Origin of the sequence: uncultured Roseovarius sp. (assembly GCF_947489715.1) — a bacterium.
GTDB lineage: Bacteria > Pseudomonadota > Alphaproteobacteria > Rhodobacterales > Rhodobacteraceae > Roseovarius.
Genome location: NZ_CANLER010000004.1, coordinates 357,449 through 382,785 on the forward strand (window position 1 = coordinate 357,449; position 25,337 = coordinate 382,785).

At 55.0% G+C, this 25,337-nt stretch carries 23 protein-coding genes; 14 read left to right on the forward strand and 9 right to left on the reverse strand.

The features are described from left to right. Nucleotides 1-22: 22 nt before the first annotated feature. Both Q1B27_RS13480 and Q1B27_RS13485 read right to left on the reverse strand, forming a co-directional pair. Nucleotides 23-1,636, reverse strand: a complete 1,614-nt coding sequence (locus Q1B27_RS13480) for an ABC transporter substrate-binding protein (protein ID WP_299848300.1) — start codon at nucleotides 1,634-1,636, stop codon at nucleotides 23-25. 91 nt (nucleotides 1,637-1,727) lie between these two features. Next, nucleotides 1,728-2,885: an aromatic ring-hydroxylating dioxygenase subunit alpha gene (locus Q1B27_RS13485; RefSeq protein ID WP_299848301.1), complete on the reverse strand. Its 1,158-nt coding sequence runs from the start codon at nucleotides 2,883-2,885 to the stop codon at nucleotides 1,728-1,730. A gap of 279 nt (nucleotides 2,886-3,164) precedes the next feature. Here Q1B27_RS13485 and Q1B27_RS13490 point away from each other — a divergent pair, with 279 nt between their 5' ends. From Q1B27_RS13490 to Q1B27_RS13500, 3 genes are read left to right on the forward strand one after another with little or no spacing between them, the layout of a single operon-like run. Then, nucleotides 3,165-4,136 (forward strand): ornithine cyclodeaminase family protein, encoded by a 972-nt coding sequence (locus tag Q1B27_RS13490; RefSeq protein WP_299848302.1) that lies wholly within the window; start codon nucleotides 3,165-3,167, stop codon nucleotides 4,134-4,136. Nucleotides 4,137-4,154: 18 nt separating this feature from the next. Next, entirely contained in the window at nucleotides 4,155-5,321 is a 1,167-nt protein-coding gene (locus tag Q1B27_RS13495) for an aminotransferase (protein ID WP_299848303.1), read from the forward strand. Between the two features lie 11 nt (nucleotides 5,322-5,332). Next, the gene (locus Q1B27_RS13500) at nucleotides 5,333-6,283 is read left to right on the forward strand and encodes a pyridoxal-phosphate dependent enzyme (RefSeq protein ID WP_299848304.1); all 951 of its coding nucleotides are present in this window, start codon (nucleotides 5,333-5,335) and stop codon (nucleotides 6,281-6,283) included. 396 nt (nucleotides 6,284-6,679) lie between these two features. Here Q1B27_RS13500 and Q1B27_RS13505 read toward each other — a convergent pair whose 3' ends face one another. The 3 genes from Q1B27_RS13505 to Q1B27_RS13515 all read right to left on the reverse strand — a co-directional run bounded on the left by Q1B27_RS13505 (nucleotide 6,680) and on the right by Q1B27_RS13515 (nucleotide 10,587). Further along, nucleotides 6,680-8,527, reverse strand: a complete 1,848-nt coding sequence (locus tag Q1B27_RS13505) for a calcium-binding protein (RefSeq protein WP_299848305.1) — start codon at nucleotides 8,525-8,527, stop codon at nucleotides 6,680-6,682. Nucleotides 8,528-9,196: 669 nt separating this feature from the next. Then, nucleotides 9,197-9,970 carry an anti-sigma factor gene (locus tag Q1B27_RS13510; protein WP_299848306.1) on the reverse strand — a complete coding sequence of 258 codons (774 nt, stop codon included), beginning with the start codon at nucleotides 9,968-9,970 and terminating at the stop codon, nucleotides 9,197-9,199. Then, nucleotides 9,967-10,587 (reverse strand): RNA polymerase sigma factor, encoded by a 621-nt coding sequence (locus tag Q1B27_RS13515; RefSeq protein WP_299848307.1) that lies wholly within the window; start codon nucleotides 10,585-10,587, stop codon nucleotides 9,967-9,969. Before Q1B27_RS13515 ends, Q1B27_RS13510 begins: the two co-directional genes overlap by 4 nt. Nucleotides 10,588-11,139: 552 nt before the next feature. On the opposite strand from Q1B27_RS13515, the gene Q1B27_RS13520 reads away from it, so the two are divergent. Next, complete coding sequence (locus tag Q1B27_RS13520) at nucleotides 11,140-11,556, forward strand: VOC family protein (protein WP_299848308.1); 417 nt, start codon at nucleotides 11,140-11,142, stop codon at nucleotides 11,554-11,556. 165 nt (nucleotides 11,557-11,721) lie between these two features. Here the strand turns inward: Q1B27_RS13520 and Q1B27_RS13525 are convergent, their stop codons facing one another. Both Q1B27_RS13525 and Q1B27_RS13530 read right to left on the reverse strand, forming a co-directional pair. Next, nucleotides 11,722-13,290: a PepSY domain-containing protein gene (locus Q1B27_RS13525; protein ID WP_299848309.1), complete on the reverse strand. Its 1,569-nt coding sequence runs from the start codon at nucleotides 13,288-13,290 to the stop codon at nucleotides 11,722-11,724. An 11-nt stretch (nucleotides 13,291-13,301) separates the two neighbouring features. Next, nucleotides 13,302-13,529, reverse strand: coding sequence for a hypothetical protein (locus Q1B27_RS13530; protein WP_299848310.1), 228 nt, complete (start codon nucleotides 13,527-13,529; stop codon nucleotides 13,302-13,304). Between the two features lie 346 nt (nucleotides 13,530-13,875). Here Q1B27_RS13530 and Q1B27_RS13535 point away from each other — a divergent pair, with 346 nt between their 5' ends. Genes Q1B27_RS13535 through Q1B27_RS13565 form a run of 7 tightly spaced genes read left to right on the forward strand, consistent with a single transcriptional unit; the run spans nucleotide 13,876 to nucleotide 19,124 of the window. After that, nucleotides 13,876-15,981 (forward strand): TonB-dependent receptor, encoded by a 2,106-nt coding sequence (locus Q1B27_RS13535; protein ID WP_299848311.1) that lies wholly within the window; start codon nucleotides 13,876-13,878, stop codon nucleotides 15,979-15,981. Nucleotides 15,982-15,990: 9 nt separating this feature from the next. Further along, the gene (locus tag Q1B27_RS13540; RefSeq protein ID WP_299848312.1) at nucleotides 15,991-16,422 is read left to right on the forward strand and encodes a hypothetical protein; all 432 of its coding nucleotides are present in this window, start codon (nucleotides 15,991-15,993) and stop codon (nucleotides 16,420-16,422) included. Then, a complete protein-coding gene (locus Q1B27_RS13545; RefSeq protein ID WP_299848313.1) occupies nucleotides 16,412-16,783 on the forward strand; it encodes a hypothetical protein in 372 nt (123 codons plus the stop codon). Before Q1B27_RS13540 ends, Q1B27_RS13545 begins: the two co-directional genes overlap by 11 nt. 5 nt (nucleotides 16,784-16,788) lie before the next feature. Further along, nucleotides 16,789-17,430, forward strand: a complete 642-nt coding sequence (locus Q1B27_RS13550; protein ID WP_299848314.1) for a MotA/TolQ/ExbB proton channel family protein — start codon at nucleotides 16,789-16,791, stop codon at nucleotides 17,428-17,430. Further along, on the forward strand, nucleotides 17,423-17,803 hold the full coding sequence (locus tag Q1B27_RS13555) for a biopolymer transporter ExbD (RefSeq protein ID WP_299848315.1): 381 nt from the start codon (nucleotides 17,423-17,425) through the stop codon (nucleotides 17,801-17,803). Before Q1B27_RS13550 ends, Q1B27_RS13555 begins: the two co-directional genes overlap by 8 nt. After that, the gene (locus Q1B27_RS13560; protein WP_299848316.1) at nucleotides 17,800-18,186 is read left to right on the forward strand and encodes a biopolymer transporter ExbD; all 387 of its coding nucleotides are present in this window, start codon (nucleotides 17,800-17,802) and stop codon (nucleotides 18,184-18,186) included. The genes Q1B27_RS13555 and Q1B27_RS13560 overlap by 4 nt, the downstream gene beginning before the upstream one ends. Continuing rightward, nucleotides 18,183-19,124 (forward strand): TonB family protein, encoded by a 942-nt coding sequence (locus tag Q1B27_RS13565; RefSeq protein ID WP_299848317.1) that lies wholly within the window; start codon nucleotides 18,183-18,185, stop codon nucleotides 19,122-19,124. Before Q1B27_RS13560 ends, Q1B27_RS13565 begins: the two co-directional genes overlap by 4 nt. Nucleotides 19,125-19,325: 201 nt before the next feature. Here Q1B27_RS13565 and cls read toward each other — a convergent pair whose 3' ends face one another. Both cls and Q1B27_RS13575 read right to left on the reverse strand, forming a co-directional pair. Further along, nucleotides 19,326-20,756 (reverse strand): cardiolipin synthase, encoded by a 1,431-nt coding sequence (gene cls / locus Q1B27_RS13570; protein ID WP_299848318.1) that lies wholly within the window; start codon nucleotides 20,754-20,756, stop codon nucleotides 19,326-19,328. After that, nucleotides 20,753-21,436, reverse strand: a complete 684-nt coding sequence (locus Q1B27_RS13575) for an endonuclease/exonuclease/phosphatase family protein (protein WP_299848319.1) — start codon at nucleotides 21,434-21,436, stop codon at nucleotides 20,753-20,755. Before Q1B27_RS13575 ends, cls begins: the two co-directional genes overlap by 4 nt. 777 nt (nucleotides 21,437-22,213) lie before the next feature. Here Q1B27_RS13575 and rpsL point away from each other — a divergent pair. From rpsL to fusA, 3 genes are read left to right on the forward strand one after another with little or no spacing between them, the layout of a single operon-like run. Then, nucleotides 22,214-22,585 carry a 30S ribosomal protein S12 gene (gene rpsL / locus Q1B27_RS13580; protein ID WP_085800764.1) on the forward strand — a complete coding sequence of 124 codons (372 nt, stop codon included), beginning with the start codon at nucleotides 22,214-22,216 and terminating at the stop codon, nucleotides 22,583-22,585. Between the two features lie 12 nt (nucleotides 22,586-22,597). Then, nucleotides 22,598-23,068 (forward strand): 30S ribosomal protein S7, encoded by a 471-nt coding sequence (rpsG, locus tag Q1B27_RS13585; RefSeq protein WP_299848320.1) that lies wholly within the window; start codon nucleotides 22,598-22,600, stop codon nucleotides 23,066-23,068. Between the two features lie 21 nt (nucleotides 23,069-23,089). Beyond that, entirely contained in the window at nucleotides 23,090-25,207 is a 2,118-nt protein-coding gene (gene fusA / locus Q1B27_RS13590; RefSeq protein ID WP_299848321.1) for an elongation factor G, read from the forward strand. The last annotated feature ends 130 nt before the right edge of the window (nucleotides 25,208-25,337 follow it).

A 25,337-nucleotide genomic window follows, 5' to 3' on the forward strand; every position in this document is an offset into this window, starting at 1 on the left:
CGCATCGGGCAATCGGACTAACTCAGCTCTTGAACCACCAGCGCTGATAGGCGCGCGCGCCGTCCAGCTCCCATGTCGAACTGACCGTGTCGGCATGACCAACCTTATCGCTATGGGCATAAACGTAGTTTGTGAACATCGGAATGATCGATCCGCCTTCATCCCGCAATAGCATCGACATATCACGGTACATTTCGGCGCGTTTGGCGTCATCAAGCTCGGCCTTGGCCTCAAGCAGGATCTTGTCAAACCCATCATGGCTCCAGAACGCCTCGGACCATGGCGCACCGCTTTGATAGGCCAGTGTATAGATCATGTCCGGCGTGGGCCGTGCGCCCCATTTGGAAAAGATGAAAGGCTTTTTCAGCCATACATCCGCCCAGTAACCATCCCCCGGTTCACGCACGGGTTGCAGCGAGATGCCCGCCGCCTTGGCCTGTTCGGCATAAAGCGTAACGAAATCCACCGCGCCCGGCATGATCGAATCCGATGCCGAGACGTTAAGGGACAGGCCCTCCATCCCGGCTTCTTTCAGGTGCCACTTGGCCTTGTCGGGATCATAGGCGCGTTGTTCGATCCCTTCGGGGTAGTAAGGCATATTGGGCGAGATGTGGAAATCATTGCCCAGGGTGGCCGTGCCGAACACGATCTTTTCGATCAGCTCTTCGCGGTTCATCGACAGTTTCAGAGCCATGCGCACATTGTTGTCGTCGAACGGAGCGGCGGTGACATGCATGGGCATGGTCACGGTCGAACCGGACGGTAGGTTGAGAATTTCCAGGCCAGGACGACGACGCAGAAGTTCCAACGTTTTGAGGTCGACCGAGCTGACCGCGTCCACATCACCGGACACAAGGGCGGTCTGGCGCGCGTTGGGGTCGTTGATCGCGATCATTTCAACCGCATCAAAATACGCCCCTTCGCCGTGCCAGCCATCATGCTTGGTGAGCGTCGCGCTGACACCGGGATTGAAGCTGTTAATCTTGTAGGGGCCGGCACCGATGCCACCTTTCCAATCCAGATTGCCATCAGCATCCGCTGGGCAGATCGCGATATGATAATCGGTCAGGATATAGGGCAGATCGGCCAGGCCCTGATCCAATTCGACGATCAGGGTATGATCACCGTCGGCGCGCACATCCATCACATTACCAAGGAGAGATTTAGCGGCCGAGGTGCTTTCCTCACCCAGGTGGTGGCGGAGTGAAGCGGCCGCGTCGCGCGAGGTGAATTTTCGGCCGTCGTGGAATGTTGCGTTCTTGTTCAGCTCGAACGTCCAGACCTTGGCATCTGGCGACGCTTCCCAGCTGTCAGCCATGTCCGGGCCTGCCGTGCCGTCCACGTTGATCTTGGTCATGTAGCTGCGTGAGGCATGGGCCAGCTGGATCATGAAGACCGAGAGATATTGGCCGGGATCCTGTACGTCGGAAGTGTTGGCGTCATGAATGGCCACGCGGAAGGTGCCGCCCTGGCTTGGAGTTGCGGCCGAGACCTGATTGGTCCAAAGAGCGGTCGCTGCGGTGGTTGTCAGGCCTGCCGCGGTGGCGTGGCCCATAAAGCTGCGGCGGCTGATGCCGCGTTGCTGGCCCGCCGCAATGATGCGGTCGAGCACAATTTGATCAGTGCTTCTTGTCATTTTCTGTTTCCCTGTCGGTTTATATCAATGATTAAGGCGGCCATAGGCCGTTTTCATTGTCGATTTTTCGCCATTTGCCCGACTGTGGCGTCTATTTTCCGGTATTCACCGACATTGCGTCAGCACCCAGCTTACGCCCCATGTATTGAATGAAATCCCAGATCGTTCCCTCAAACGCATCCGGGGCAAGTGGTCCACCGGGGTATCCGCGGGTCTTTAGGGCCTTTTGCAATATTTCCAGTTTCTCCTTGTCCTCGGCGTTGAACGCGCGGCACAGATCGACATAGCCTTTCGTGGCGCCCGAGGTCGGTTCATCCTTCTGCCCGGTCACACCCCAGCGGATGCGCACCCGGTCGGGCCCATCGGGGCGGATGATCATGAACAGAGTAAAATCGGTACCCATGCCGACCATCAGATTGGGAAAAATCCCATACATGGGGGAATTATTTTTTTCCTCCTCGGTCAGGTCCGGGTGGAACGGCCCGCGCGGCGGATAATCGGGGTTATAGAAAGCGTGGTAGCCGGTCCAGCCTTCACCCGAGACCATTTTCTTGCACAATCGCGTCGGGGTGATCGGGTGCAGGGTGGTCAGATGGGTTGCGGAGAGGTGATAGCCCTCCATGAAATTCTCAAACAAGGCCTTCCAGTTACAGGCCCAGATATCTTCTTCCATGAAAACAAGGAACCGGTCTTCCTGATGGTAGTTGCGGATCACCTCGGACAGGCCATCAAGGCGCGGGGCCAGAGGGGTGGCGTTGCCGTCAAGATTGACAAAGATCCAACCTTTCCAAATCTCGGAGGCAAATTCCGGCAGCCCGCATTTCGATTGATCAAAGCGGGATTGTTTTTTCATCATCGGCGCGGCCTTCAAGGCACCGGTCGTGTCATAGGTCCAGGTGTGATAGGCGCAGATGAACTTGCGTGCGTTGCCCGAGCCTTCGGCCACGCGGTTGCCCCGGTGACGGCAGACATTTGACAAAACGCGTACCACGCCCTCCTGATCCCGCACGACAAGAAGCTGTTCGTCCAGAAGCTCGGAGGTGAAATAGTCGCCATTGTTGCGCAGCTCGCCTACATGGCCCACGCACAGCCAGTCGCGGCGCAGCACGTTATCCGTCTCATGATCCAGAAACGCCGCCGAGGTATAGTATTCGGCCGGCATGGCATAGGCGTCCTCAGCCGGGCGGCCCGCGCGCTCCGCCAGTTCCTGTGTCAGGCGGCTGATCTCATCATCGGTTCTGTCAAGCATTGAGTATCCTGCCTCGTAAAAAACTGTCCGCTGGTGCTCCCCTAAACTGTGATCACAGTTTAACGATTCTGGCAAGCGCGATCCCCGAAGTATTGGCCGACGAGGGAGTGAACGTTCGACGGTGCGAAACATATCCCATTCATCGCCTTCATTTGGCATTTGATATGCATGATCGCGCAGGATTCCGCATGGTGCTTTTTAATGCGCTTTCACGTCGCGGCTGGAAGTAACCCTTTCAATTATGCAAGGATACATTGCGGCTTGCTGGAGGGGAATCTTATGCACGTGACATCTCATTCTGACGCGCCTGTCATTCTTGATAGCGCCGCTGTCGATGCCTTGTTGCCACAAATGGATGTGCAGGCGGAACTGCAGGTGATGTTCAGGGCGATGGGACAGGGGAAAGCGGTGCAACCGGCACAGAGTGTGACCGAATTTCCTGGCAAGGATGGCGACTTCATCACCTATCTGGGTGCGATTGAGGAGATGGGCGTGTTCGGCGCCAAACTGTCCCCCTATATCGTGACAGATGCTGCGCCGATCATCACAGCTTGGACCGCGTTGATGAGCATGCAAACAGGCCAACCGCTTGCATGGTGTGATGCGGCTAGGTTGACGACCGAACGCACGGCGGGGACGACCGCACTGGCGGTGGATTTTCTGGCGACGGCGACGGCAAATCATCTTGCGATCATAGGCAGTGGAGCGGTTGCGCAGGCGCATCTGCGCCATGTGCTGAACCTGCGGCCCTGGACGCGGATTTCCGTTTATTCCCCCGCGCTGGAGGATGATCAGGCGCGGCTGGCGCAGTGGCATGCACTGTCGGAAAACGTGACCGTCTCGGAGGACGCCAAAAGCTGCATCAGCGGTGCGGATGTGGTGATGCTCTGTACATCATCGGGCACGCCGGTCATTGATCCGGCAGATATCGGCAAGCCAGCTTTTATCACTTCGATCAGCACCAACGCGCCGGCGGCGCACGAGGTGCCGCCCGGGTTTCTGCCGGAGGCAGATGTCTATTGTGATTATGCTCCGACCACACCGGGAGCGGCAGCCGAGATGCGTCTGGCCGAGGCTGAACACGGTTGGTCCCCTGAAGAGATCAAGGGTGATCTGGCAATGCTTGCCTGCGGGGAAGCGCCCTTGCCCAGCTATGAAAGGCCTGTCTATTTCCGTTCGATCGGGTTGGGGCTGGAAGACATTGCGATGGCCTACGGTATCTGGAAATTGGCGCAAGCGCAGCGCGGCTGAGTGATTGGGAGACTTGAGATGAAGATCAAACCTTTCGGCGTTGAAATCTGGATGAACGAGTTTGAAAATCACTGTGATTTCAATCTGGCAGAAACCTGTGTTGCGTCTTTGACGGTTGAGCAATTGCTGGAGATGTCTGGCAAGAACGCCGATGTGCTGGATGATCTCAAACCGCTGAAGCTGACCTACGGTGCCATTGAGGGATCAGACCGGCTGCGCGATGCGATCTGCACGCTTTATGAAGGCCAAAGCCGCCACAACGTCGTGGTTACCCACGGTGCCATAGGGGCCAATGCATTGGTACATGAAACGCTGGTGGAGCCGGGCGATCACGTAATCTCGGTCCGGCCGACCTATCAGCAGCATTATTCCATCCCTGAAAGCTATGGGGCGATGGTCGATATCCTTCATCTGCGGCCAGAAAACGGGTTTTTGCCCGATCTTGACGAGTTCGCAGCGATGATCCGCCCTGAAACCAGACTGATTGCGATCAACAACCCGAACAACCCTACGGGCGCGTTGATGGATGTGGCCTATCTTGAGCAATTCATCGGGATCGCGCGGCGCAGCCAGGCCTATATTCTCTGCGATGAAGTCTATCGTGGTACTGCACAGCAGGGCGACGGCTTTTCGCCCGCGATTGCCGATATGTATGAGCGCGGTATCAGCGTGGCGGGCATGTCAAAGACCTTTTCGCTGGCCGGTTTGCGCCTAGGCTGGATTGCCGCAGCGCCTGAGGTGATCGAGGCTGTATCCATACATCGTGATTACAATACGATCAGCGTCGGTATGTTGGATGATTATTTTGCCGCGCTTGCGCTTGAAAGCAAAGCCCGCATTCTGGAACGCAGCCACCGGATCACGCGGGGTAACTTGCAAATCCTTGACGATTGGGTGCAGAGCGAACCGGCAATCTTCTATGTAAAACCGCAGGCTGGGACGACGGCGCTGCTGAAATACGATTTCGACATGTCGTCACGGGATTTCTGTGTCGAGCTGCTCAACGAAACCGGGGTGATGTTCACCCCCGGTTCAGTTCTGCACATGGAGGGTTGGTTGCGCATCGGCTATGCCAACGATCCCGAAATCCTGAAGGTCGGATTGGCAAAAGTCACTGAATTTATGGCACGGCTGAAGCAGAAGGGCGTAGCGCATGCGCAACCTGACGGACAGGTGGCAATATGAGGGAGGACCGTATGAGCCAGTCCGCCGCGCGTTCGGTCAGGGCCCGGCGGCGTATAAATGATCTGATCTATCAAACACCTACTTTGCCCGCGCGGGTGCTGGGTGATGAAATGGGCTGCGATTTACGGTTCAAGGCCGAGAATTTCCAGTTGACAGGCTCTTTCAAGATGCGTGGTGCCGCCAGCAAGATGACGGCGCTTGATCCTGGTCAGAAACTGATCACCGCCTCTTCAGGCAATCACGGGATTGCCTCATCGCGGGCGGCGTCTTTGACCGGGCAGGACCTGACCGTTGTTTTGCCTGAAACCGTGGCCCGCGCCAAACTTGAAAAGATCCGTGCCTTTGGGGTTGAGGTCATCATGCACGGGGAGGAATCGGGCATGGCAGAAATCCACGCACAAAATCTCGCAGCGTCAGGCGATTACACGTACATCTCGCCTTATAATGATGTGGATGTCATCGCCGGTCAGGGCACCATTGGTCTGGAACTGCTGGAGCAGGTGGATGAGGTCGATAACATCTTTATCTCGATGGGCGGCGGCGGGCTGATCAGCGGTATTGGGTCAGTCCTCAAGAGTTTTTCCGGGAACACGCATGTGATCGGCGTTTCAGCGCAGAATTCGGCAGCTTTGGCAGCGTCAATACAGGCGGGCAGGGTGGTGGAAACTGAGCATCTGGACACACTTGCAGATGGCGTGGCGGGTGGGATGGACCAAGATAGCTTGACCTTGCCGCTGGCCATGGATGTGATTGATCAGGTCGTTGAATGCAGCGAAGCAGAGATTGCTGCCGCACTCAGACGGCTGGCGAAGGATGAAAACATGCTGGTAGAAGGTGCGGCAGCGCTTGCGCTGGCCGGGTTCCTGCAATTGTCAGACGAGATGCGCGGGCAAACCAATGTCGTCCTGTTATGTGGTGCCAACTTTGACTGGACCAAGGTCAGCTCTCTGATTCAAAGTTGAGCGCTCGCAACGATTGTTCTTTTGGGCGCATTCTCGGTTCTCAGGGCTGACACAAACGTTCAGGATGATGCCATGAGCATCAGGCCAGGTGAGTGGCGGTCTCGTTTGCCCTCACGTGGCGCCCGGCTCGGTCGAAGTATAAGAACCTAATATCAACGGACCGGCCATCGCAATCGTATGCGCGCAACATCTCAACGAGCTACGGGTCGCCGCTGCTTAGGAAATGATACGCGTTTGGAGATTTGCCAGCCTTCCAAATATTGAGCGATGCGACGACTGCCGTGTCAAAAGACCAGCAGAAAATTTGAAGGCCTGATCATCTTTTGTGCCACGGCGATACAATAATCGCCGTGGCACATTTCATAAGCTCATCCCAAGAATTGGGATATCCAGTTCTCAGAAAAGAAAGTTATCGACACCAAGATCGCCTATCTCAACGTCCTGCAAGGTGATTTTTGTACCCGCGTGGTCGTCGATGACAACATCGTCGCCAACCTGAGCGATATGGGTCTTTGAAAGATCCCGGAAATCGACAATCTCCGAAACGCCGCTGAGATCGATGATGTCTTCGGTTACATCGAAATCCGTAATCGCATCGTGACCATCATGGTTTGCGAAGACGAAGCTGTCGGCCCCTTCGCCACCGGTCATGACATCATAACCGCCTCCGCCCGTCAGCACGTTGTCCTGAGCGTTGCCAATGATCACATCGTTGAATGCTGTGCCGATGACGTTTTCGAAATCATTGACGACGGCGGTGTTTTTGCCACTTGCATCCGAGACTGATCCGAATTCCGACAGACCGGGCGCGGTCTTGTCGCCGTTGCGCAGCTGAGGGTGCAAGGCATCCTGGTCGTTGATGTCTAGATCGACCCGCGCGCCAGACCCAAGTTCGGACAAATCGAGGGTATCACCGCCTTTGGCATCTTTTGCTAAATTTTTGGCGGGTCCGTCCGCGTCATCGTCTCCGCCATCCAGTTTGATATCGATTTTCGACAACACATCGCCCACTAGTTCGGCGGTGTCATTACCGTCGCCGAAGTTGGTTTCGATCGCTTCGACCTTGTTGATATCAAGCTGGAAAAGCCCGTTTTCTGTTTGGCCGTTCAACTCGGTGCGCGCAAAGGTGATACCCTTCCCGGCCTCTTCAAAGCGTGCGGTGTCGTCGTTTTGCAGGTCGAAATTCACCAGGTCAGTGAAGAAGTTGACTTCGGTCGTATCATAGCCGCGACCACCGTTCATATTGTCGGACCCGTCGCCATTGTTCCACACCAGCCGGTCATCACCCGAACCACCGCGCATGTCGTCGTCACCCTTGTTGCCGATGATGGTGTCATCACCTGCACCACCCGCCAGAGTATCTACACCAAGACCGCCCGTGAGGATGTTCTCTTCGGAGTTGCCACGGATCAGATCATCGAAATCAGTGCCGATCACGTTTTCGAAATCGTTGGCAACGACTGTCGCGCCGTCGGTCTTGACCTTGCCGTTTTGCGAAAGACCGCGATCACCGTGGTTTTCGATATCCAGATCGACTTTCGCTGCTGCGGCGAGTTCACTCATGTCCAGCGTGTCTCCGACCGGGCCCTCGTCGCCACCTTCCAACGTGATGTCAATCCGGCTCGCCACGTCTCCAACCAATTCTGCAGTGTCATCGCCACCACCAAAATTCACATCAAGCGCCTCGACTTCAGCAATATCGAGCTGGAAGAGGCCGTTGACTGCCTGACCATTCAGCTCGGTTCGGGCAAAGCTGATACCGGCTTTCGACGCCTCAATACGTGCGGTGTCTTCGTTTTGCAAATCGTTGTTCACCAGATCGGTGAAGAAATTCACTTGCGTTTTATCGTAGCCCTTCCCCCCGCGCATCGTGTCGGAACCATCGCCATTGTTCCACACCAGCAGGTCGTCACCGTCGTTGCCAAGCATAAGGTCGTCGCCCTTGTTGCCGATCACGGTGTCATTGCCTGCGCCGCCGCTCATCGCGTCCTGGTCGTTACCACCTGACATGACATCGTCGCCGCGTTTGCCAAACATCAGGTCGATACCGTCGCCACCATCAAGCGTGTCATCACCGGATTTGCCGATCACCGTGTCGTCACCGCCGAGCGCCTGGATGTTATCGTGGCCTTTTGTCCCGACAAGTCGTTCACCGACGTCGGTCCCGGTTATTTCAACAACGCCTTTTTTGCTGTTCTCTGGCTTGATAAGAGTGCTGTTTTTTTCTTCAATAGGATTGGTCATTTTATTTGCCTTTCAAATACGCGCATATGTTTCTGTGCTGCGGTGGGTTAATAGGGCTGAGGCGTTTCGACAGTCAGGATGGGTCGCGAATGGGTCTGATCTTGCATCTGCGACTTGATGGTCGCGGTCCCGATGAATGATCCGATCATGGTGTCGTTCCTCCTCTCACGAACACCGATGTTGTTTTGAACAACAGTGTGTGGCGTTCATGGTCGGGTTACGCCTATGGCCAGCGGTTTATTCTTGAGGTGCCGATTTTTTTTTGACGTTTTGCGCGCAAGAACTCTGTGGTGGCGTATTTTTTTGTACCCGCCGTGCATTGTTCGGCAGCGTTGCAATAGCATCTGTTTTCACGACTCTTTCACCCGCCGCCCGTCCCTCCGGTATCCTTTGTTTCTTAGGGCTTCTACGGTGGTGCGCGCGTTGGCGAACCAATGGATATCGGACAATCAGATGCAGGTTTTCTGAGGCGAGAAATCGTTCGATCCAGCAGCAAACGACGTGTCCGGGATACTTTTGGGAAAAAGCGTTAGAACGTCTGAAATAGCCGCTGATCCAAGTTGGTATCGCAAGGCAGCTTGGTGCCAGGCAAAGGGCCTTTTCGCTGCATCCGAGGGATGATGCAGGAATTGCCAGTCACGTCAGGAAACGCATCATTGTAATTTTTGGCTAGGCTTGCTCGGCGGCAGAAAGCGCAATATCGCCCAGATCGTCGCGATCTTCGTCTCCGACGATAACAAAATTTGCGTTGCGGGCACCCCAAGTCACCATATCGAATACACCTATGGTACGTTCGTCGAAACCCTCTCGCGGAGAATCCGATTGGATCAGGCAGAGAGCGACCACACGTTTTTGTGTATCCGTGTACATCAGCTGAGAAACCGGTTTTCCGGCGGCAACCAGCAATCTAGCCCCTCGGAAAGTTAATCCATGTTCAGACAAATCCGGGATTCGAACTTCTGCACCCACTGACTTTGTAAGCCAGGTTTTGATGTGATCTGCCTCATCCGCAGGTACTTCTACAAGATGACGACCCTGGCTTGCGTAGACGCGATGATAATCTGCGATATCGTCCAGCCATCCGGGCGCTGCCGCGATCTGCTGATTTTGGGACAATCCGGTAAAATATCCCGTGCCGCCGCCGATTAATAATGCAATCACCACCGCCAGGGCCGAAATCCAACCGAGGGCTGAAGGCGGGCGGGGCTCGTTTGCCGCGCTTGCAACAGGAGCGTCCTGAATAGCCGCCGCCAGCTCGAATGGGACAGGCTCCTCCAGCATGGCCGCAAAGGTTTCCTGGGCGGCCGTATCCGCTGCCATGATCGCTTCTAGCTCAGTCTGGAGTTCAGGGTCGCTTGCCAGAGCTTTTTCAATCTCATGCGCTTCATCTTCCGGCAGTTCGCCGTCCAGGAACGCGCTCAATTTTTCGGTGTAATCTGTCACGTGCTTGCTCCTGCGGGCTCGGCCATTTGCTTGGCCAGTGTCTTCCGCGCTCTATGGATACGGCTCATGACAGTACCGATCGGAATTTCGAACAATTCGGCCGCTTCCGCATAACTGTATCCTTCGACCGAGACGGTGAGCAGAATAGTTGACAGCTCTTCTGGCAATGCGGCGATATGGTCGCGCAACTCTGTCGCGGCGGCGGCGGCCTCGCCCGTTTCTTGTGCGACCAGCTCATGAGCTTCTTCCGCCGGGACGTGACCTTGGCCCAATCGAACCGTGCGTTTGCGAATTTCACTGATCCACAGATTTCGGGTGATCCGAAACATCCAACGATCAAGCGGTTGAGTGGGATCCCATTGGTCTGAACGGCTAAGCGCGCGCAGGCAAGCTTCTTGCACGAGATCATCTGCCTCTGGCACGGAGCGTGTCAATGATCGCGCAAATCGTCTGAGCCGTGGCAAGAGCGCGATCAACTCGCGCTTGAGATCAGTCAATGCGTGGTCCTCTCGGATTTCGGCGCCTAGAATTCGAATGCTGCCGGTTCTCGGTGCCGCGACGGGCCCGATAAAGAAACTTGTTTGCCAGTTGGTTTGGCCTGACAGAGCCAAGGTCATTACACACTCCTTTTCGTTTGTTTCAAAGAGCATACGCTTGGGCCGGCGAAAAAATTCCAATTTTTTCCGAAAGGCTGTGAATATCCGCCCGATCCCACGCGTAATGGCTAGCAGTGAGAGATACGAACTCCACTTTGTTGACTTCGCATAAAAAGGAAAATTCTTTCATGAAACGCATTATTTTAGCTTCGTTTGGCCTGCTGGTCCTTACAGCCTGCGACTATGGCGGTCAGCCCTCCGGTGGGTCAAATAAAGCTTATGGGTCTTCCAGTTACTGATTTTTAAAGACCTTAAAACTTTGTTGCGTAACGAGTGTGATGCGACCGTAGAGAAATCTGTGGTCGCATTTTTTATGCCGTTTGAACCGAGCTTTCACACAACTGATCTTGGTGGGAGCTCGGGTTTTTCAGTTGCGCAGACATCACTATCATATTGGCGTTTCGCCTGCGCTGTGATTGCATCGATCAGGGTGCGCTAGCAGATTGGTAACCGTTATCAGCAAGCACTATGGTAATTGGTGTGAGCAAAAAAAACAGAGAATCGACCCCTGCTATGAAACTGGAATTTCACCACATAAACTTCGTCTCGGAAAATGTGGATCGGATGCACGATTTCTATACGAACGTGCTGGGTTTGGACGACGTTCCGCAAGAGAATTTTCCGCGCACCGAGGAGACCGAGGAGCGCGGCTATAGCGGCAAAATCCGCTTTGCGTCGGAGGGTAAGATGCAAATGCACCTCGCAGAGCGCGCGCTTGATGTGGGCTTCAAGAACGGACATGTGATCAACCCTGTGGACCGCGGGCACATTGCATTTCGGACAGACGATATCGACGCGTTTCTGAAGATTCTAGATGAGCGAGGCATTCCTTATTCTGACTACGGAACAAGCTTTGCAAAGACCTGGCACCAGGTGTTTTTCATGGATCCGGAAGGCAATGTGATTGAGGTGCACCAGCAGGTGATCTAAGGCTGTTTTCCTGCCAGCGTCCTCAAAATAAAAGACAAATCATTAGGGATATTGGACCAGCTTCTTTGATCTGGTGCTGGCTTATCAGAGGGGCGATGCACTGGTCGAAGTGTTTGCTTGCCGGATCTCAAGATTCTGTTGGTTCGTCGCCAGTCACATCGTTTCTTAGGTAGATGATGCTTCCGCATGCAGACGTGTCTTTCTGCTTCGGATCAAAAAGATTGCCCCACTGATCAAAAAGAAGAGGTCCAGGGAAAAGATATCGGTCTCTGCGCCGAAAACGGCTTCACCCCAAGAAAGTCCACCCGATTGCAACCTGACAATCGGCAGCAAGCAAAGGGCGCTTCCCAGCACCGGGCCAAACACCTTGGCTTGGGCAAGGTCTGGCCTGTAGCGTATTACGAACGAACCGACGATCACACCCGTTGATGTGATCAGAAATGCCTGCGCTGTCCAAAAAATGGGATCTCCTGCCAGGCGTGCCAGAAAGTAACCATAGGCTGCGCCGACCATCGCCAGCGGCAGACCCCAAACCACGGTTTCAAAAGCCCATTCAGTTGTTGACCATAGCGGTGTCTCGCGTCGGCGAAACCACAGGTGCAAGCCTGAGACAACGGTAAAGGTCATCGCAGCGCCAAGGGCCGCCCACACGATACGCGACGCCTTGCCAGCGAAGTTTCCAAAATGAAGGGGCACGGCTAGATCGACCAGCGTTGACCCGACGGACGGTGCGGTGCCGACAACAAAAGAGGGGCCCAGAAATGCGCCGGTCGCGCCGTTGAATTCAAGCGACATGCCGCTGAGATAGCCACGTGCAGGGGTGTGAAAGGTCTCAATTATCGCATCCGCGCGGCCTGCGTTATGGATGTTCAAGACGCTGGCGGTCGTTTTGCTGATACTTTGGGCATGTAAAAGAACCAAATCAATATCAGCGACTTCAGCCGGCGATGCATCCTTGGTCATTGGCGCGCCGACAACTGCCTCAAGCGCGGCGGTTTGATCGCCACCAAACGCTACCATCGCGACGACTGGCAGTCCCAGCGAGACCGCGAAGCTCAGGAAGGCGCCCGTGAAAGCCAGCAGCACGGCAAAAGGCAGCGACCACACGCCCGCAAGGTTGTGTCGGTCCCGGTATGACACCATGCGCCCGCCGGGGCGCTCGGCGACAAACAGCTCCTTAATGATGTTGCGATGGATCAACACTCCGGTGATGGCGGCGATCAACATCGCAATACCCAGGATGCCGGTCAGATAAAGACCCCAGCGACCGGGCACATGCAATCGGACGTGCAATTCGACAAGGAAATCGGCCAGTGCCTCGCTTGGACGGGTGGCAGACAGATCTTCTAAAAACCCAGACTTAGCGCTTACGATTGCACCTGAATCAGGTTGCACGATGTACTCTCGTCCAAAGGTCGCGACGCCACCGCCATCAAGCCGAGGGCGGGCACCGCCAAAGAAAAGTCGCAAGGTGCCATTGGGGCCTTCGCCGATGATGACGTCTTCTTTGAGGTCAGCAGGTACCTGCGCCGCGATCCGCTGGAAATGACGATTGACAGGTTGGCTCAATGCCTGGTTCGTGAGTGTGGTCTTTTCAGACCAATGGCCGATTTCATCAGCAAAGACGACGACCGTACCACTGAGAATGACGGCATAAAGCAAGATCGATAGCGCTGTGGCCAGCCAGCCATGCAGGGCGACAAGGCGTTTTGTCTGGGATGCGTCAAGCAGCATGAAGGCTGTTCCTATAGCGCGATTGTCAGGGCGATAACGGAAATGCAAAAGCCCATGCCAAAGACATAGAGCCGCGCGATGCGCCCGGGGCTCACGGACGTGACGGGTAGCACCACCAGCGTTGACCATATCAAGGGAAAGAAGATTACGGGTAGTACCAGATGGTCGATATCCCCGCGGCCCGAGGGTAGGATAAGCGGCAGGGTTGCCATCACTAATATGGCCAGAAGGAAGGCCATCGGCCCTGCCAAAAACCACCTTAAAATCGTTTGATTTCGGTGTATTGGCTTAGTTGTCGCAGTTGTTTCACTTTGTAACGCTGAAACGCTCTGGGATTGGTCTGCCACTTTCACGCCCCACAGTTTATCAGAAAATTGGCTGGCTGAGCGTGTGCGCGTGGCTGACCTGGGTTCATATTATGCGGTGATCGGCATCAAGAAAACCGAATCCACCTATTTCTGATTAAATTAATTAGGTATTGATCGAAATGCAAAAAAATGGTTAATCGCGACCAACTGTCCCCAGCCGGTCATGTGGCCCCGCCAGGTTCGTCTCAACTCGAAACGTCTGATGTCGGAGCATGGAATGACCAGTTCTCGCTATCTCATCTATTATACGGTGTCCGCTGTTGCGCTTGTTCAATTTCCTGCATTGGCGCAGGAGAGTAGAGAGAATTATGACCTTGGCACCATCGTTCTCCGGGGCGAACTGCAATCACGCAGCCTACAGGACAGCCCGACGTCGGCGGCGGTAGAAACGGGCGAAATTCTGGAGCGCCGCGGAGATACTGATCTTTATGATGTGATCGAACGCACGCCAAATGTGGTTTCTTCCTTCGGCGAAAAAGGTTTTTCAATTCGCGGGGTCGACCAACGCGGCGTTGGCGGTGGCTCGGGCCTTGTGATTTCGACGCAGGTGGATGGTGTTGCGCTGCCAAGCAATCAGGCAACTTTTTTTGGCCCATATTCGGCGTGGGATCTGGAGCAGGTCGAGGTTTTGCGCGGGCCGCAATCTACTCAGCAAGGTCGTAATGCTCTGGCTGGTGCGGTCGTGATCCGCAGCAAGGATCCGACATATGAACAAGAATTCAAACTTCACGCCGAGGCCGGTTCACGCGATCATCAGCGTTTTGCTGCCATGGCCAATATACCGATCATCGACAACAAGTTGGCATTGCGGTTTTCGGCGGAGCACCTTGAAAACGACGGTTTTATCACCAATCCCACGCTGGGTACGGATGACTATGACGGCCGGGAGATGACAACTTATCGGGCCAAGTTGTTATGGGACCCTGCTGAAGATGTCGAAGTGATATTTAGCTATTCGCACACCGAAAACTTTGGTGGGGAAGATTTTGTCAATGAACCGCCATTCCCTGCAAACCGCTTCAATTTCTCCAATGTTAGAGCCATTGAGGGATCGGACCACGATATCTTTGGGGTCCGCGTAAATTGGGCGGTCAACGACATCTTCTCGCTTGAGTCCGAGACCAATTATTACATGCATGATTATGTGCGAGTAGAAGATTTCGATTTCTCCCCGGCAAATCTGGGGTTCCTGAATGCCACAGCTGAATCCGAAGTCTTCGAGCAAGATCTGCGCTTGCGCTTCGAAACAAACCGCGTCAGTGGCGTTTTGGGTTTGTTTTATACCGAGATCGACGACAACCGTCCCTCGGAGGCGGTATTTGATATTGGTTTCCTGACCGTGGGTGTGCCCAATGGCATTTTCGCGACGCGGTTGAATGAATTTCCAACCACCACGACCAACTACGCCATATTTGGCGAAGCAGATATCAAGGTCGATGAAATTCTGTCCGGGCTGAGTTTCACGCTTGGAGCGCGGTACGACAAAGAACGCTTTAAATTTGCCGATATCACAACGGTTACGCCCGCGGTCGTTCCTGGCACAAATTTCTCGGGCAGAACAAGTTATGACGCTTTCCTGCCCAAGGCCGGTGTGACCTATGATTTTGCAGAAAATCAGTCTGTCAGTCTCACCATTCAACGAGGCTATCGGGCCGGAGGAGCACAGGTAAATCTGTTTACCGGAGTGCTGAATGAATTCGACCCGGAATACACAACGAACTACGAACTGGCTTACCGTGGTGAATTCTATGATGGCAATCTGCGCGTCGCCGCCAACATGTTTTATGTACTCTGGCGTGATCAGCAGGTGGACAGCCCGGGCGCATCGGGCAGTCCGTTCGACAATGATACTTTAAACGCTGGCAAGTCCGAGTTGTTTGGCGGCGAGTTGATGGTTGAAGGTGACGCAACAGAAAACCTCAGCCTCTTCGGGTCAGTCGGCTATGCACATACCGAGTTTTTGCGCTTTACCTCAGCCGGTAATAATTTTGCCGGCAACAGTTTTCCGTTGGCACCCGAATGGACGGCAGCGTTGGGGGGTGAATATTCTTGGAATAATGGTGTCAGCTTTGGGATGGATCTTTCCTATACTGGCGCCAGTTACTTCGACGCCGCCAATAGTCCGGGCAACCGGAGTGATGATCGCTGGTTGGTAAATGCACAACTGACCTATGAAAACGATGGCGGTTGGTTGACCGGTGTCTACGTGCGAAATCTCTTTGACAAAGATTATGCCGTTCAACGAAATGCAAGCGCCACAGGCACGCAGGTCCGAACCGGTGAACCGCTGTCCGTCGGTGCCTTTGCGACTAAGACTTTCTGAGAAGATGCGATGACGTTTGCAGCGATCATCATATCCCTCTTGGCACTGGCCTGGCTCAGTTGGCGTGATCCTAAGCGGCGCCGTGTCTTCGGATTGCCTGCATTGCGAGTACCTCTCAACGCTTGGCCGGGTTGGCTGGTTTTCAGCCTTCCCGGGGCGGCGTTGCTTTTTGCAGGCACCTCCGCCGGTCTGGTGATCTGGATGGGAGCGGTTTGTGCTTTTGGATGGATGCTGATCGCGGTCACACCTGAGGGCTGGCATGCCATTGCCGGTTGGCTCAATCGGATGGGAGATGGATTTGAAAGCCACCTTCAAACCTGGCTGCAAGAGGCAAAGCACAAAAAGGGAAGAACAACAGGAGAAAACAGCCATGATTTTCGATCCCAAGCCCATCATTCTCTTGATAGCAGGATCGCTCGCAGGAGCCGCGATGGCGGATGAAGCCGAAATCGACGCCAAAGTCTCGCTGGAATTGAATGCGATAAAGACCTCCGAGGGTAAATGCACGCTGACCTTTCTGGTGATCAATGGCCGTGCCCGGAAAATCGAAAAGGCTGTCTACGAAACGGTTCTGTTCGATAGCGACGGTCAGGTGGACCGACTGACGCTCTTTGACTTCGGCACGTTACCCGCAGGCCGCCCCCGCGTGCGGCAATTCGCGGTCCCGGGAACAACCTGTGAAAACCTTGGGCAGATCCTGATCAACGGCGTTCATGCCTGTGCCGCCCCGGAACTGTCCGAGGACGCCTGTGAGACCGGTCTGCAATTGAGAACACGGACAGATATCGAGGTGACAGGATGAACAACATGATAGAGCCAATTCGTCAAATCGCAGATCTTGGTGGCCCGGTCGTCATGGTGCTGATAGTCGTTTCGATCGCAACACTGGCAACGGTTCTTTATAAAATTTGGCAATTCGCAGCCGCTGGTGTCGGTCGACACAAAGCCCTTTCCGATGCTGTTGCCTCCTGGGATCGGGGTGACCGCTCCGGTGCGAAACTCTCGTTGAACCGATCCAATAGCTACCTTGTGCCTGTGGTCGATATGGCATTTGGCGCCCGGCCCGAGGACAGTTCGCGGCTGGAGGCCGAAGCGGAAACCCGCTTTGCCCGGCTGGAACGAGGGTTCAGGTTTTTGGATTCGGTGGCTCAGATGGCGCCACTTCTGGGTCTGTTTGGGACGGTTCTGGGAATGATCGAGGCGTTCCAGTCGCTGCAGGACGCAGGTGCGCAAGTTGATCCATCGATCCTTGCGGGTGGCATCTGGGTCGCATTACTGACCACCGCGGTGGGTCTGGCGGTTGCAATGCCAACGGCATTGGTGCTCAGCTGGTTCGAAGGGCGGATGGATGCAGAGCGCGTCACCGCCGAGCGGGCAATTGCGACGATCCTTCACCCGACCGGTGGCGTGTCAGAGGCACCGGCAGCGGGGGCGCTTAGCCATGCGTAGGCATCGGCAAGGGCGGCGGTTGTCAATGACATCCTTGATTGATGTCATCTTTCTTCTGCTCTTGTTCTTCATGCTCTCCTCGACCTTTTCGCGTTTTTCCGAGGTTGAAATAGCGGCGGCTGGTGGTGGTGGGACAGTCGCGGACACCTCTCCTTTTTTTCTGCGACTTGAGGCTGAAAAACTGAGCCTGAATGGGCAACCGCAGACACTCGAAACCCTACCGGCGGCATTTGCGGCGCGCGATACGGATGTTGTAACAATGTCGGTCTTGATCAGTCTGCGTGACGGTGTGAACGCCCAACGTCTGACCGATCTACTGGTGGTGTTGCGCGGTGTGCAGGGCGTGCAGGTCACGGTGCTGGGGGCATCATGAAACGCAAGCAGGTCAAACGCACCCGAGAGCCGACCATCGCGTTGATCAACATCGTGTTTTTGATGCTTGTCTTCTTCATGGTCGCAGGCACCGTGGCGCAGCCATTGGACGGTACACTGAACCTCGTGCGCACGGCAGAGCTCGAAGGGCGTGCACCGCCTGATGCGCTGGTCGTTCACTCGGATGGCAGCCTCAGCTATCGCGGCGAAACGGTCACCACCGCGGCCTCTTTTCTTGCAACGCGCACCGACGATGAACGGCAAAGCGTCCGGATTGTGCCGGACCGTGATCTGCCAGCCGTTCAATTGGTCATGGTGGCCCGTGAGTTGCGTCTTGAAGGTGCTGAAAAAATACTGGTTGTCACCGAGCGAGGTTTGCAATGACGCATTCATCGCGCTTGGCTAAGACGCTTGCGGTATCGGTAGCCATTGCGCTGCACAGCGTCGCGATCTGGGGAATGGCGAAGGATACAAATGTCGCAATCGAAGGTTCTGCCGGTTCGATCGACGCCAGTATTGGCAGCAGTTTCGCGGATATGTCGGCGGGAATGTTCATTGCTACCCAAACAAATGAGGTCTTGGAGGAAATCTCGCCGGAAAAAATTGAAGCGGTTTTGCCAAGCGAAACGTTCCAACCAGCGCCGCCAGATTCTATGGCAAAGATCAAGGAGCTGGTCACTACTCAGACAGCTTCAATACCCGAACCCACCCGGACGACTGAGCCGCCGCTACCAACTCAACATCTCCTGCCGGAACAGGCCCAGGCCGTAGCTGAACCTATCCCCGATCTCGCAGCGTCGGAGATTACTGAGATGATCGAACCAGAGGTGGATGAGACACCTTCGGTCACACGATCGCTTAGACCCAAGACGAGAAGCACCGAGTTGGAAAAACGGGTCGAGCCGCCAAAAAAAGTTGCCAAGACCAAGCGACAGAAAGCAAAGTCGCAGCCGCGTGGGAACGCCAAGCAGAATGCCACAATCGGTGCTGAGACTGGAAGAACCGAGACAAAGGCCAAGGTGGCCAGCACGGGCAAATCAAAGCGACAGGCAACCGGCAATGTGGCGGTAAGCAATTATCCCGGCAAGGTGATGAAGAAAATCTCACGGGTGCCCAAACCGCGCGTCGGTTCCAAGGGGACGAGCGTTGTGGCCTTTACGATTTCTTCCAGCGGTGGAATTGGCGCAATTTCTCTGTCGCGCAGTTCGGGATCGTCCAAGCTGGATCAAGCGGCGCTGCGTGTCGTGCGGCGCGCGGCACCCTTCCCGCCACCACCCACCGGTGCCCGCCGAAGCTTTTCGATCAAGATCAAAGGAGGATGAAGAAGGATTTCGTCGGTTTGATCAAGATAAACCGTCGAATACTGGTTTCATTCGAACGACAGACCAATTGATCGCGATGGCAAAACCGCGATTGATGGCGAGTCATTGGCAAAATTGCGTTTGCGCCCACCGTTCGGTCCGGGTCAAATACTGGGACCGCCCGTCAAGGGTAAGTCAGTTGCCGATGGTGGTCTGAATTTTCTACAAAACGGGACCGATTGTGGCGATCACGTTGTTCCAGATGCGCCGACGATATGACCAGGCCAGTACTTCAGGCAAATCAACGTGCGAAGAGGATGCAATATAGTCTTGTTGCCTTTGAAAGATGGCGGCGGTTGTTTTCGGATCTTGAAGCAGGATGTTGTTTTCATAGTTCAGATCGAAACTGCGCAGATCAAGATTGGAGGAGCCGACGAGACTAAGCTTGCCATCAATAGTCAACGTTTTTGCATGCAGTAGACCGCCCTTGAATTCATGAATGACACAGCCCGCTTCTAGAAGTTTTCGATAAAAACTGCGGCTGGCCGCCGCTACGATCCAGCTGTCGTTGACCTTTGGAAAAATCAGGGTGACCTCGACGCCGCGATGTGCTGCGGCACAAAGGGCTTCCAGCACGGTCGCATCGGGTACGAAATATGGGGTTGAGAGTGTCAATTCACTTTGGGCGCAGGCAATGAGGTTGGAAAAAAGCTGAGGTGTCGCACCGCGGCGTTCGGTTGGACCGTCGCCCATGACTTGCGCCGGAAATCCATCTTTGAACGGCTTGGCGACCAGTTTGATCTGGTCCAAAGATTCACCGGTCGCCTGCATCCAATCACTGGCAAACAGCAGTTGGTTCTGTGCCACGACCGGGCCTTCAAACCGCAGCATGATATCGACCCAAGGCGCAAATTTGGCTTTGACCAGAAATTCGGGGTCGGCTGAATTTCGGCTGCCACAATAGGTAACTTTACCATCAATCACTGTGATCTTGCGATGGTTGCGCAGATCAAGCCGGCTGGTCAGAATTGTGCGGATCGGGTTCTTCAATGATAGCGCGACGGCAAGATGAACACCGGCCTCTTTCATCTGTCGCCAAAGGCAGCTCTTGACCAATGCGCGTGATCCCAACCCGTCGGCCATCGCCCGGCAAGTCACTCCGCGCCGGGCGGCGCGGATCAAAGCCTCGGCGACATCCGTGCCAGTATTGTCGTCTAGCCAAATATAGTAAAGAACATGAACGTGATCGCGCGCCGCATCGATATCCGCCACCAACCTATCCTTTGTGGCCCTGGCATCGACCATCAATTCAGCCTTGTTCCCGTCAACAGGATGAAATCCGTTGATTGAACCCGCATAGAAAAATGCCGGACGGTAGAGTGGATCTATCAGATGCTCGACATTGGAAGCAGTTCCCATGAACGCGGCGGCTTTGGTTCTGATTTCACCAAATATCTGATGATGGCGTTTGTTTGCCCTGTTCCCAAGGTCAATCTCACCAAACACGAAATAGATGGCGCTGCCGAAATAGGGTAAAACGTTCAGCACGATGAACCAGGCCAGACGTGCAGGTGGAGAAAGATCATCGCGCAACAAGATCCGGGTCGTGAACCCGATAACCAGCAAAGCATGAAGGATCAGAATGAGGGTCATGGCGTGTCCTTGGTAAATGCGATTTCCATCACGATGGGCAGATGGTCTGATGCAATTCTGGCAAGTTCGGATTTATGAACCTTCGAGTTAAGGGGCTTGATGGGACCGGCAACAACGAACCGATCAAGAGGAGCCCGTGGACGGGACGCATGAAAACTGGGACCCGGGGAAATCATGTGGCCAATGTTCCCGAAGACATCGGTCTCAAGCTTCCATTCGTTGAAATCACCCGCAATGACAACGGGATGGCAAGTGCCGGTGATGTAGCGGGCCAATGACATCATCTGTTTGCGTCGCATGCCGGGGGTAAGCCCCAGATGAACGCCGATGATTTCGAGTAGCGGATCCGACAGGACAGCGGACACGATCCCTCGCGGTTCTATGGTCGGTATGTCGATACGTTTCGTTTCGGCAATGGCGGTGTCGGCCCGGCATAACATGGCGTTTCCGTGCCAGCCGTGACTCTGAGGACGTATCGCCAGGTCAACAAGCTCATAGTCGAGTTCTTTTGCCAGCCGGTCCAGAGGAAGCACACCGGCGCGAGCACCGACGCGGCGATCAGCCTCTTGCAAAACAACCACGTCCGCGTTGATCTCTGCCAAGACATCAGCGATACGGTCTGCGTCGCGCCGCCAGTCGAGTCCCACTGCCTTGCGAATGTTGTAGCTGGCGATACGCATCAGTCTTTTTGCAAATTCCTTACAGCCAACGGTGCGCCGCTATGCGACATGTCGATTGGTATGAATGTCAAAGCGCCGGTCGATACCGGAGTGGTTTACGGGTTTGAGAAGTTTCATCATCCTCGTTTCATGCCGGGTTTGGCAACACCGACTTGATGCACTTTACTATCTTTTCAATGGCAATGGTCTTGAGGACGATACCGTTCAGCTGGTTATTTTTAGTGGATTGCGGCCGCTGGGAAGCTTGAACAGGGCAAACAATATTGATGCGATAGGTCTGCTTTAAGAATGACCACCTCGACGCCCGAGCATATTGGAACAGTACGTTCTGGAAGCTTCGCAATGTCCAACTTCGCTTGACCGGCCCATGTGGCACTTGGCAAGTACCCAAACGTCGCGACTAGAACGGTCTTTGATATAAACTTGGTTGACTTCGCAATCAAAAGCCTCCTAGCGAAATGGCATGTATTTTAAGGCTATTCTGATCGCATAAGGGAATGAATAACCACCGGGCAGGTGCTGTTGACAAGCATACCGACTCCCCCTATACGCGCCACATCCGGCCAAGGGGGTCGCCCCGAAAGCTGATATCAAAACTGAAGTGGTCAAGATCCGGGCCGTTATAGCGCTCCGATCCTCTGAATAGCCAGCCGCGTCGTTCACCTCGGAATGGGAACGATTGCGGTCATTTCGCTTTGCGGACGCGTGAGGCGAGCGAGATTTAACCGCATGGGTTCCCATGCAGACACATGTGTTGAGAGACGGGGAAGAACCGGAATGCCAACGATCCAGCAGCTGATCCGCAAACCGCGGCAGCCGAAAGTAAGAACGCAGAAGTCGCAGCACCTGCAAGGGTGCCCGCAGAAACGTGGCGTATGTACGCGCGTTTACACCACCACACCGAAAAAGCCGAACTCGGCCATGCGGAAGGTTGCCAAGGTGCGCCTGACCAATGGCTTTGAGGTCATCAGCTACATCCCCGGCGAAAGTCACAACCTGCAAGAGCACTCGGTCGTTCTGATCCGTGGTGGCCGGGTAAAAGACCTTCCGGGTGTGCGTTACCACATTCTTCGCGGTGTTCTGGATACCCAGGGCGTCAAAGACCGTAAGCAACGCCGTTCGAAATACGGCGCCAAGCGTCCTAAGTAAGGAGAGAGCGAGATGTCACGTCGTCACGCCGCTGAAAAACGCGAAGTTCTGCCCGACGCCAAGTTTGGTGATCTGGTTCTGACAAAATTCATGAACAATCTTATGATCGATGGTAAGAAATCGGTCGCCGAGAAGATCGTTTACAACGCGCTTGACCGCGTTGAGGACAAAATCAAGCGCGCCCCGCTGGAAGTGTTCCACGAAGCGCTCGATAACATTCAGCCCAGCGTCGAAGTTCGCTCGCGCCGGGTGGGCGGTGCCACCTATCAGGTGCCGGTCGAAGTGCGCCCCGAGCGCCGTCAGGCTCTGGCGATCCGTTGGTTGATCACCGCCAGCCGTGGCCGCAACGAGAACACGATGGAAGAGCGTCTGGCGGGCGAATTGCTGGATGCGGTTCAATCGCGCGGTTCCGCCGTTAAGAAACGCGAAGATACCCACAAGATGGCCGAGGCGAACAAAGCCTTCAGCCATTACCGCTGGTAAAAATTCAGAGGCAAGAGACCTATGGCACGCGACTATCCGCTCGACCGCTACCGCAACTTTGGCATCATGGCCCATATCGATGCAGGCAAAACCACCTGCTCGGAACGGATCCTGTACTACACCGGCAAATCCCACAACATCGGTGAGGTGCACGATGGTGCGGCCACCATGGACTGGATGGAGCAGGAGCAGGAACGCGGGATCACCATCACATCGGCTGCGACCACCACCTTCTGGGAGCGCACCGAAGACGGGCAAACCGCCGATACCCCCAAACACCGCCTGAACATCATCGACACTCCCGGCCACGTGGATTTCACCATCGAGGTTGAGCGTTCGTTGGCCGTTCTTGACGGTGCTGTTTGCGTTCTGGACGCCAACGCGGGCGTAGAGCCGCAGACTGAAACCGTTTGGCGTCAGGCCGACCGCTACAAGGTGCCGCGGATGGTTTTCGTCAACAAGATGGACAAGATCGGTGCCGATTTCTTCAACTGTGTACGCATGATCGAAGACCGTACCGGCGCGACTGCCGTTCCAATCGGCATTCCGATCGGTGCGGAAACCGAGTTGGAGGGTCTGATCGACCTCGTGACCATGGAAGAATGGCTGTGGCAGGGTGAAGATCTGGGTGCTTCCTGGGTCAAGGCCCCGATCCGCGACAGCCTGAAGGACATGGCTGACGAATGGCGTGGCAAGATGATCGAAGCCGCCGTCGAAGAAGACGACGATGCGATGATGGAATACCTTGAGGGCAACGAGCCCGACGTGCCGACGCTGCGCAAATTGCTGCGCAAAGGCACACTGGCGTTGCATTTCGTACCTGTGTTGGGTGGCTCTGCCTTTAAAAACAAGGGTGTTCAGCCGCTTTTGAACGCTGTGATCGACTATCTGCCCAGCCCGCTGGACGTTGTCGATTACATGGGCTTCAAACCCGGTGACGAAGAAGAAACCCGTAACATTGCCCGCCGTGCAGATGATGATATGGCGTTTTCGGCACTGGCGTTCAAAATCATGAACGACCCCTTCGTTGGCTCGCTGACCTTCACACGCGTTTACTCGGGTACCTTGAACAAGGGTGACACGCTGCTGAACTCGACCAAGGGCAAGAAAGAGCGCGTCGGCCGGATGATGATGATGCACTCGAACAACCGCGAGGAAATCACCGAGGCGTTTGCTGGCGACATTATCGCGCTGGCGGGTCTGAAAGATACCACAACCGGTGACACGATCTGTGCTGTCAATGATCCGGTGGTTCTGGAAACCATGACCTTCCCCGATCCTGTGATCGAGATCGCGGTCGAGCCGAAAACCAAGAATGACCAGGAAAAGATGTCTCAAGGTCTGGCCCGTCTGGCCGCCGAAGATCCCTCATTCCGTGTTGAGACTGACCTCGAAAGCGGTCAGACCATCATGAAGGGCATGGGGGAACTTCACCTCGACATTCTGGTGGATCGCCTGAAACGCGAGTTCAAGGTTGAAGCGAATATCGGTGCGCCGCAGGTGGCCTATCGTGAGACCATCGGTCATGAAATCGAGCACACCTACACCCACAAGAAACAATCGGGTGGTTCGGGTCAGTTTGCCGAAGTGAAGATGATCATCTCGCCGACAGAAGCGGGCGAAGGCTATTCGTTTGAAAGCCGCATCGTTGGTGGTTCGGTTCCCAAGGAATACATTCCGGGTGTTGAAAAAGGCATCATGTCCGTCATGGATAGCGGCCCCTTGGCAGGCTTCCCCGTGATCGACTTCAAGGTCGCCCTGATCGACGGTAAATTCCACGATGTTGACTCGTCCGTCATGGCGTTTGAACTCGCGGCGCGGATGTGTATGCGCGAAGGTCTGAAACGTGCCGGTGCGAAACTGCTGGAACCGATCATGAAGGTCGAAGTGATCACGCCGGAAGAGTATACCGGTGGCATCATCGGTGACCTGACCAGCCGTCGCGGACAAGTATCCGGCCAGGAACCGCGCGGAAACGCAATTGCGATCGACGCAAACGTCCCGCTGGCCAACATGTTCGGCTACATCAACACGCTGCGCTCGATGAGCTCGGGTCGCGCCCAGTTCACAATGCAATTCTCGCATTATGATCCGGTGCCTTCGAACATCAGCGAAGAAATTCAGGCGAAATACGCCTAAGCGAAATCGGGTGCCGGTGATGCCGGCGCCCCAGGGAAAATCAAGGAGGCCATCATGGCAAAGGAAAAGTTTGATCGTTCGAAACCGCATGTGAACATTGGCACGATTGGTCACGTTGACCACGGTAAGA